The organism is Actinophytocola sp. (genome assembly GCF_035712165.1).
GTDB lineage: Bacteria > Actinomycetota > Actinomycetes > Mycobacteriales > Pseudonocardiaceae > DASYTH01.
Genome location: NZ_DASTBH010000169.1, coordinates 1 through 8,249, shown reverse-complemented (window position 1 = coordinate 8,249; position 8,249 = coordinate 1). Strand labels below are relative to the sequence as shown.

Below are 8,249 nucleotides of genomic sequence, written 5' to 3'. Positions count from 1 at the left end.
CGATTGACAAGATCAAGGCAGTCTCACTGCGGCCGGACCTGTCCGGCCATCTCATCTCGGACCTGATCAGGGGAACGGAGCGGTCCTATGACGACGAAATGGCGCAAGGCTCGGCGCAGTGAGAACAATCCCAACTGCGTGGAGTTGAACAACACCCTTGATCACGTGCGCGACTCCAAGAACGCGACCGGACCTGCGCTGCACGGCGACTTGCCGGCGCTGGTACGAGCCGTGCGCGCTGGGCGGGTCAACGCTCCTCCAATGTCCACTGCGGACCATGGGTGTTGAGTAGGTCCAGGAACGGGACCGGGTCGAAGGCTTCGGGGCCAAGGACACCGGCACCCGTCCAGGCGCCCGTGGCCAGGAGTTCCAGGGCTACCACCGGGTTGACGGCGGTCTGCCACGCCACGGCCTGGGCGCCGTACTCGCGCATGGTCCAGGCGTTGTCCACGGCGTGGTAGAGGTAGACCGCGCGAGGGTTCCCGTCGGGGGCGGTGCCCGTCACGTAGGTGCCGGCGCAAGTGCAGCCGCGCATGCGGTCGCCGAGGCTGGCCGGGTCGGGCAGGACAGCGGCGACCACGTCGCGGGGGGCCACCCGCACGCCGTTGACCTGAACGGGACTCGTCGCGTCCAGACCAAGCTTGTGCAGCGTGCGCAACACCTCGACGAAGTCCGCGCCCAGGCCGTACTTGAACGTCACCCGGGCGGCCTTGATCCACCGGGGGATCAACAGCACCTCTTCGTGCTCGACGTTGACGCACTCCACCGGACCGATGCCGGCGGGAAACTCGAACACCTCCGGCTCGGAGAACGGCGGGGTGGTGAACCAGCCCCGGTCCGCCTCCCAGATCACCGGCGGGTTCAGGCACTCCTCGATCGTGGTCCAGATCGAGAACGACGGCGCGAAGTCGAACCCGTCCACCACCAGGTTCGACCCGTCCCGCACCCCGATCTCGTCGATCGCCGAGAACAGGTGATCACTGGCGTACCGGGCGAACACGTCGGACAGGCCCGGCTCCACCCCCATCCCGACCAGCGCCAGGCGCCCGGCGGAAGCCCAGGCGTCGGCGGCGGCGAACTGCGCGTCCCCCAGTTTCACCCCGCACTCCTGGTACGGCCGCTCCGGATGCGCCGCCGACAGCGACATCGCGAGATCCAGATAGTCCGCGCCGGCCGCGAACGCCCCCTCGAAGACCGGCATCACGAACCGGGGGTCGACCGCGTTGAGCACATGGGTGATCCGCTGTTGTCGGCACAGGCCGGCGACCTCGGCGGCCGACGAGGCGTCCAGCCCGGCCGCCGATAATCGGACGTCCCCGGTGGCGTCGACCGCGCGCCGGGCCCGGTCGAGATCCCGGTCGGCCACCACCAACCGGGAGAAGAAGTCGCGACCGCACGCGATCCGGGCCGCGGCCGCTCCGACCGCACCCGCGCCCACCAGGAGCACCCGCATCCGCAGACTCCACGTCAACGACTGAAACCGCGATCCAAGCAGGCTACTGCGACGGAAACCCTTGTCAACAGCCCGAAGTCGTGCGATAAACGCAGCCAGGGTTCTCCCGGGGTCCATGGATCGAGGACGGCATCGATGACAACCACCGCTCCCGAGACGACGCCCGGTTCGCCCGGCGTCGCGGGCAAAGGTCTCAAACTCGGCGCGATCGGCCTGTTGTCCAGCATTGTGATCGCTGTGGCGTCCACCGCGCCCGGCTACAGCGCGGCGGCCACGCTCGGCGGGATCGCCCAGGAGGTCGGCGACCGCGGGCCGATCATCATGCTGCTCGCGTTCCTGCCGATGCTGTTCGTCTCCTACGCCTACAAGTCGCTCAACAACGAGTCGCCGGACTGCGGCACCAGCTTCACCTGGGTCGCCCGCACCCTCGGCCGGCGCACGGGGTGGCTGGTCGGCTGGGTGATCGTGGTCGCGGACATCATCGTGATGGCGTCGCTGGCGCAGATCGCGGCCAGCTACACCTTCCAGCTGTTCGGCTTGCACGACCTGGCCGCGAACAAGCTCGCGCTGATCCTCGCCGGTTCGGCCTGGATCCTGCTGATGACCTGGATCGCCTGGCGCGGCATCGAACTGTCCGCCCGCACCCAGTACCTGCTGCTCGGCGCGGAACTGCTGATCCTGGCGATCTTCTCGGTGGTCGCGCTGGTGAAGGTGTACGCCGGGTCGGCGGGCGAGCAGGCGATCAAGATCTCCTGGGACTGGTTCAACCCGTTCACGCTGTCGTTCAGCGCGTTATCCGCCGGGTTCCTGCTCGCGGTGTTCATCTACTGGGGCTGGGACTCGGCCGTCGCGGCGAACGAGGAGACCACCGAGCCGTCGGTGAACCCCGGCCGGGCGGCGGTGATCTCCACGCTCGTCCTGCTGGCCACCTACCTGATCATCACGATCGCCACGCAGGCCTACGCGGGAGTCGGCGAGGAGGGCATCGGCCTGGCCAACCCGGAGAACGAGAACGACGTGTTCGCCGTCATCGGCCAGAGCGTGCTCGGCAGCTGGGGCGGCAAGCTGCTGATCATCGCCGTGTTGACCTCGGCCGCGGCGTCCACCCAGACCACGATCCTGCCGACCGCGCGGACCACCCTGGCCATGGCGGCGTACAAGGCGCTGCCGCGCTCGTTCGGCAAGGTGCACCCGCGCAACCAGACCCCGACGCTGTCCACCTGGGCGATGGGCATCGTGTCGGTCGCGTTCTTCGCCGGGCTCTACGCGCTGTCCGAGGCCGGCCTGTCCGACCTGATCCTGTCGATCGGCCTGATGATCGCGTTCTACTACGGGCTGACCGGGCTCGCCTCGGCCTGGCGGTACCGCCGGCAGCTGCGCGCCGGGTTCCGGGCCGCGCTGCAGAAGGTGATCATGCCGCTGCTCGGCGCGCTGCTGCTGTTCGCGGCGTTCGTCAAGACCGCGATCGACCTGCTCGACCCGGAGTCGGGCGACACCACGCTGCTCGGCGTCGGCGGCGCCTTCGTCTACGGCATCGGGTCGATCCTGCTCGGCATCGTGCTCATGATCATCTACAACATCGTGTCGCCGGCCTATTTCCGGGGCGGCACGATGGAACCCGAGGGGGCGGGACCCGAGCATGACCGAGCCAGTCCTTGACGACGTCAACAAACGGATCATCGAGCGGCTGCAACAGGACGGCCGCGCCTCCTATGCCACGCTGGCCGCCGTGGTCGGGCTGTCCGAGGCCGCGGTGCGCCAGCGGGTGGGGCGGCTGCTGGACTCCGGCGTGATGCAGATCGTCGCGGTCACCGATCCGCTCCGGCTCGGCTTCGCCCGGCAGGTCATGGTCGGGGTCAAGGTCGAGGGCGACATCCGGCCGGTGGCCGACGCGCTCGCGGGGATCGACGAGATCGACTACGTGGTGATCTGCGCGGGCGGCTACGACCTGCTGGTCGAGTTGGTGTGCACCGACGACGAGCACCTGCTGCGGCTGCTCAACGACACGATCCGGTCGATCCCCGGCGTGCGGTCGACCGAGACCTTCGTCTACCTCAAGCTCGCCAAACAGACCTACTCATGGGGTACCCGATGAACCTGCAGGACGCCGCCCGCGACCACCTCTGGATGCACTTCACCCGGCTGGCCAGCTATGCCGAGCATCCGGTGCCGGTGATCGTCCGGGGCGAAGGCCCGTACGTGTACGACATGGACGGAAAACGCTACCTGGACGGCCTTTCCGGCCTGTTCGTGGTGCAGGCCGGGCACGGCCGCACCGAGTTGGCCGAGGCCGCGGCCAAGCAGGCCGCGGAGCTTGCCTACTTCCCGATCTGGTCCTACGCGCACCCGACCGCGATCGAGCTGGCCGAGCGGCTGGCCGGCCTGGCGCCCGGCGACCTGAACCGGATCTTCTTCACCGCGGGCGGGTCGGAAGCCGTGGAGAGCGCCTGGAAGCTGGCCCGGGCGTACTTCCGGCTGACCGGAAAACCGTTGAAGCACAAGGTGATCTCCCGGTCCATCGCCTACCACGGCACCACCATGGGCGCGCTGTCGATCACCGGGATCCCGTTGCTCAAACAGGATTTCGAGCCGCTGGTGCCGTCCACGATCCGGGTGCCGAACACCAACTACTACCGCGCTCCGGCCGGCGCCGACGCATCCCCGGAGGTGTTCGGCGCCTGGGCGGCCGACCGGATCGCCGAGGCGATCGAGGCCGAGGGGCCGGACACCGTCGCCGCCGTCTACCTCGAACCCGTGCAGAACGCCGGCGGCTGTCTTCCCCCGCCGCCCGGTTACTTCCAGCGGGTGCGGGAGATCTGCGACCGCTACGACGTGCTGCTGGTGTCCGACGAGGTGATCTGCGCGTTCGGCCGGCTGGGCGAGTACTTCGGCGCCGACCGGTACGGCTACGTGCCCGACATCATCACCTGCGCCAAGGGCCTCACCAGCGGCTACGTCCCGCTCGGCGCCATGATCGCGTCGGACCGGCTGGCCGAGCCGTTCCTGTCCGGCCGGACCTGCTTCGTGCACGGCATCACCTTCGGCGGCCATCCCGTGGGCGCCGCCGTCGCCCTGGCCAACCTCGACCTGTTCGAGCGCGAGGACCTCAACGGTCACGTCCGCGCCAACACCGGCCTGTTCCGGTCCTATCTGGACCGCCTCCGCGACCTCCCCATCGTCGGCGACGTCCGGGGGGACGGCTACTTCTTCGGCATCGAGTTGGTCAAGGACAAGGCCACCCGGGCGTCCTTCAACGTCGAGGAGTCCGAACGCCTGCTGCGCGGCTTCCTGTCCCGCGCCCTGTTCGACGCCGGCCTCTACTGCCGCGCCGACGACCGCGGCGATCCGGTCGTCCAACTCGCCCCGCCGCTCATCTGCGACGAGACCCACTTCGCCGAGATGGAACAGATCCTCCGCACCGTCCTCACCGAAGCCTGGCAGCACATCTGACGACTCGCGTGCTGGCGCCCGGAACGGCACCCGCGCCAGCGCGCCTTCGGCACGGCGCGGCGGCGCCGCAGGCGCCGCCCGCCGCTGTTGGCATACATGGCTTTCGAAATGGGAACTCGCCGGTCCCGAACTGGGGACTCGCGGGGTTGTCAGCGCAGCGCGGCGAGGTCGGCGCGCCACAGGGTCTGGCCGGCGACTAGGTAGAGGGCGTCGCCGGCGGTGATGGCGGCGGTGACCGCACCGGTGGGGCCGGCGGCGGTGCGGACGGTCCAGGTTCGGCCGTCCGTGCGGGCGATCCGCACGGTGTCGCCGTCGGCGTAGACCTGGCTCGTCTGGCCGTCGATCTCGACCGGGGCCACCAGATGGTCCTTGTCGCCGACCGGAACCGGCGGCACATCGGGCAGCCGGGTCCAGGCATCGCCGGAATACCGCCACAGTGCCAGCTTGTCGTCGACCCGGCCGGCGACGGCACAGGCCGAACCCCAGCAGCGGACCGCCATCGCCGCGCCGGTCCGGCCGGAGTCGGGCAGCGCCGTGGTGGTCCAGCCGGTGGCACCGGACGCCGAGCGCCACACCGCGGGGACCTGGTTACCGCCGATCAGCTGCCAACCGGCGACCAGGACACCCGGCTCGAGCGCGGTCGCGGCGATGGGCAGGCCCAGCTTGTCTGGTGTGCTCTCCAGCGCGGTGCCGGCCGAGCTCTGCCGGACCCAGTCGGGGCCGGAATTGGTCCAGACCGCGAGGTCCAGACCGCCCCGCGTGGCGTTTTCCCACGAGCCGACCAGCACCGGCCCGGCCGGCGTGAGCACCGCGTCGGCCAACTCACCCGCGCCCTGCCCGCCGAACACACTGAACCCCTGCGGCTGCTCGGTGAGCCCGGCCAGCGAACCGGTCCACGCACTCCACCGGACGTTGGCGTGCGCGCCGCCCCGCTCGCCCCCGATCGCGACGACGCGGTCGCCGTCGGAGACGATCGAATACCAGCGCGCCAGCTTTCCGTAGGGGCTGCCCGGGGTCAGCGGGATCTCGGCAAGCGTGCCGTCCGCGCCCCGGCGCAGCAGTCCGGGCACCACCGGCGCCCCCTCCCGGCGCACCCCGACCAGCAGAACGTCCTTCGCGGTGGACAGCAGGACGGGCTCCGCCCCGGCCGGTAGGTCGATCTTGGTGAAAGCCACCTCGGGCGGCTCGCCCGACCCGGACCCGGCCCCCGAGTCACACCCGGTCGCCGCAACGGTCAGCAGGGTCAGCAGGGCCACTCGCGCACGCATACCCAAATCTAGATCACTGCTCCGACCGGCGGGCGGCCCATAGCTCTTTGGCCGCACGCGCATCGGCCGACCGCTCGCACTCGGCGATGATCTCCCGGGTCCGCCGGTAGGAGTCGTCGAAGGTGACGTCGAACGCCGACCGCACCAGTTCCTTGACCCCGGCGGCGGCCCGGGCCGGCACGCCGGCGTACCGCTGCGCCAGCTCCGTTGCCAGAGCGGCGAAGTCCTCGTCCGGCAGCAGGTGGTCGACCAGGCCGATGTCCAGCGCCTCCCGCGCGTCCACCGGCGTGCCGAGCACGGCCAGGCGCATCGCCCGGCCCATACCGACGAACCGCGGCAGCCGCCAGGGCGCTGCCCCCGGCACCAACCCCTCCAGCGCGGCCGGCAGGCCGAGCCGGGCGTCCGCCCGGGCGATCCGGATGTCGCAGGCCAGCGCCAGTTGCAGGCCGCCGCCGAGGCAGTGCCCGTGGATCTGGGCGATGACGATCGCCGGCAGCCGCTCCAGCGCGGTGAAAGCCCGCTCCTGAACGGGGAAGAAGTCCGGCGGCATGCCCTGCTCGCCGACCATGTCCAGGTCCAGCCCGGCGCAGAACGCCCGGCCGGCGCCGCGGACCACCACCACCCGCAGGTCCGGATCGCCGGCCAGCTCCTCGACCGCGGCCGCCAGGTCCCGAACCAGCTCCAGGCTCAACGCGTTGAGCTTGTCCGGCCGGTTGAGCACGATCTCGCCGATCGCACCGTCGCGGCGGACGAGCACCGTTGGACCGGTCATCACAGAACCCCCTCTGTTGGGAAACTTCCGCCCCGGCACCCGGGCCGCAGCCAATAGCATGACCCGGTGGGGAAAACCGCGACCGGGACGCTGTTCGCCGTCGCCGTGTGCGCGCTGCTGGTGGCCATCGCGCTGACCGTGACCGTGCTGACCGACGAGCGGCCCGAGCGCGCGGACGCCGCCGTCGCCGTCGCCGCCACCCGGCTCTCCCCGACCACCCGGCCGGTCACCGCCACCCGCGCTGCCGGGCCGCCGCTCTGTCTGATCGGGACGTGGCGGTCCACCGACGAAGTCATCATGAACAAGTTCTACACCGACCAGCCGCCGATCCCGCTTGTCGCCAGTGGACGAATCCTGGAGTTCCGCCCGGACGGTACCGCCACCGAGCGGCTGGACGGTCTGACGTACTCCGGTACGTTCCGGGGCAACCAACTCCGCCTGGTCGGCACCGGCGTCGCCGAGTTCACCTGGCACGCCACCGACCGGGTGATCACCTACCCGGCCCGTACCGGCTCCACGGTCTTCTGGTCCTTTTACGACCATCGCGGGCTGTTGTCCACCACCGCACCGGACGGGCCGAACCCGACGCTCAACGAGGACGACCCGTACACCTGTCAGGGCAACCAGTTCACCGAGACCGGGTCGACCGGGTACCGGGGAACCTTTACCCGCGTCGCCGGGGCGTACGGATGACCGGCCGGCTCGCGGCGCTGTGCGCCGGCGCGTTCCTGGCCCTGCAGGCGCCCGCCGCCGCCGCGCCGTCCGAGCCGCAGGAGGTGGCGTTCGCCGTTGCCCGGCCGGCGCTGGTGTCGGTCGAGGTGCGGTGGCACGGCTGGGTGCGCGACCGGCGGACCGGTGAGGTGTTCGGCGGCACGACCGGTTACGACCGGACGGCGTCCTGCGGCGGCGCGGTGATCAACCCGGACGGGTACGTGGCGACCGCCAGCCACTGTGTCCACACCGGAGCCGACGGCGGCGGCGGAGTGCTGTTCGACGCGGCCATCGAGGAACTGGCCAAGGCCGGGCGGGTGGGCGATCCGGTGAAGGCCAAGCAGGCCTTCGCCGATCACGGCGTCACCGAGGGCGCGACGCCGGACAGCCTGGTGGACCGGGAGATCCAGGTGCGGCTCGGCGACGACCTCGCCCCGGCCACGGTGGCCAACCTGGTGACGCCGGCCGGCGGGGACGTCGCCGTGCTCAAGGTGCCCCGCGATCGCCTGCCCGCCATGGCGATCCGGGACGACCCGGCACCGGTCGGCACTCCGGTGCTGGCCCTCGGCTACCCGGGAACCGCGCACGACGGCCG

At 70.8% G+C, this 8,249-nt stretch carries 9 protein-coding genes; 6 read left to right on the top strand and 3 right to left on the bottom strand.

Features of this window, described 5'->3' with window-relative positions; genetic code table 11:
* Positions 1-87: 87 nt before the first annotated feature.
* A complete protein-coding gene (locus VFO68_RS09500; RefSeq protein ID WP_325157826.1) occupies positions 88-288 on the top strand; it encodes a DUF397 domain-containing protein in 201 nt (66 codons plus the stop codon).
* Here the strand turns inward: VFO68_RS09500 and VFO68_RS09495 are convergent.
* A complete protein-coding gene (locus VFO68_RS09495) occupies positions 248-1,453 on the bottom strand; it encodes a saccharopine dehydrogenase family protein (RefSeq protein ID WP_325157825.1) in 1,206 nt (401 codons plus the stop codon). The two genes, VFO68_RS09500 and VFO68_RS09495, sit on opposite strands and share 41 nt — an antisense overlap.
* A 135-nt stretch (positions 1,454-1,588) precedes the next feature.
* Between VFO68_RS09495 and VFO68_RS09490 the strand changes: the two genes are divergently transcribed.
* From VFO68_RS09490 to VFO68_RS09480, 3 genes are read left to right on the top strand one after another with little or no spacing between them, the layout of a single operon-like run.
* The gene (locus VFO68_RS09490) at positions 1,589-3,112 is read left to right on the top strand and encodes an APC family permease (RefSeq protein WP_325157824.1); all 1,524 of its coding nucleotides are present in this window, start codon (positions 1,589-1,591) and stop codon (positions 3,110-3,112) included.
* Positions 3,093-3,548 carry an Lrp/AsnC family transcriptional regulator gene (locus VFO68_RS09485; protein ID WP_325157823.1) on the top strand — a complete coding sequence of 152 codons (456 nt, stop codon included), beginning with the start codon at positions 3,093-3,095 and terminating at the stop codon, positions 3,546-3,548. The genes VFO68_RS09490 and VFO68_RS09485 overlap by 20 nt, the downstream gene beginning before the upstream one ends.
* Positions 3,545-4,903, top strand: a complete 1,359-nt coding sequence (locus VFO68_RS09480; protein ID WP_325157822.1) for an aspartate aminotransferase family protein — start codon at positions 3,545-3,547, stop codon at positions 4,901-4,903. The genes VFO68_RS09485 and VFO68_RS09480 overlap by 4 nt, the downstream gene beginning before the upstream one ends.
* A gap of 149 nt (positions 4,904-5,052) precedes the next feature.
* Here VFO68_RS09480 and VFO68_RS09475 read toward each other — a convergent pair whose 3' ends face one another.
* Positions 5,053-6,171 (bottom strand): hypothetical protein, encoded by a 1,119-nt coding sequence (locus VFO68_RS09475; RefSeq protein ID WP_325157821.1) that lies wholly within the window; start codon positions 6,169-6,171, stop codon positions 5,053-5,055.
* A gap of 13 nt (positions 6,172-6,184) precedes the next feature.
* The gene (locus VFO68_RS09470; RefSeq protein WP_325157820.1) at positions 6,185-6,943 is read right to left on the bottom strand and encodes an enoyl-CoA hydratase/isomerase family protein; all 759 of its coding nucleotides are present in this window, start codon (positions 6,941-6,943) and stop codon (positions 6,185-6,187) included.
* 66 nt (positions 6,944-7,009) lie between these two features.
* Between VFO68_RS09470 and VFO68_RS09465 the strand changes: the two genes are divergently transcribed.
* Positions 7,010-7,636, top strand: a complete 627-nt coding sequence (locus VFO68_RS09465) for a hypothetical protein (RefSeq protein ID WP_325157819.1) — start codon at positions 7,010-7,012, stop codon at positions 7,634-7,636.
* The coding region (locus tag VFO68_RS09460) for a trypsin-like peptidase domain-containing protein (RefSeq protein WP_325157818.1) at positions 7,633-8,249 on the top strand (617 nt) is incomplete at its 3' end. The genes VFO68_RS09465 and VFO68_RS09460, both read left to right, overlap by 4 nt.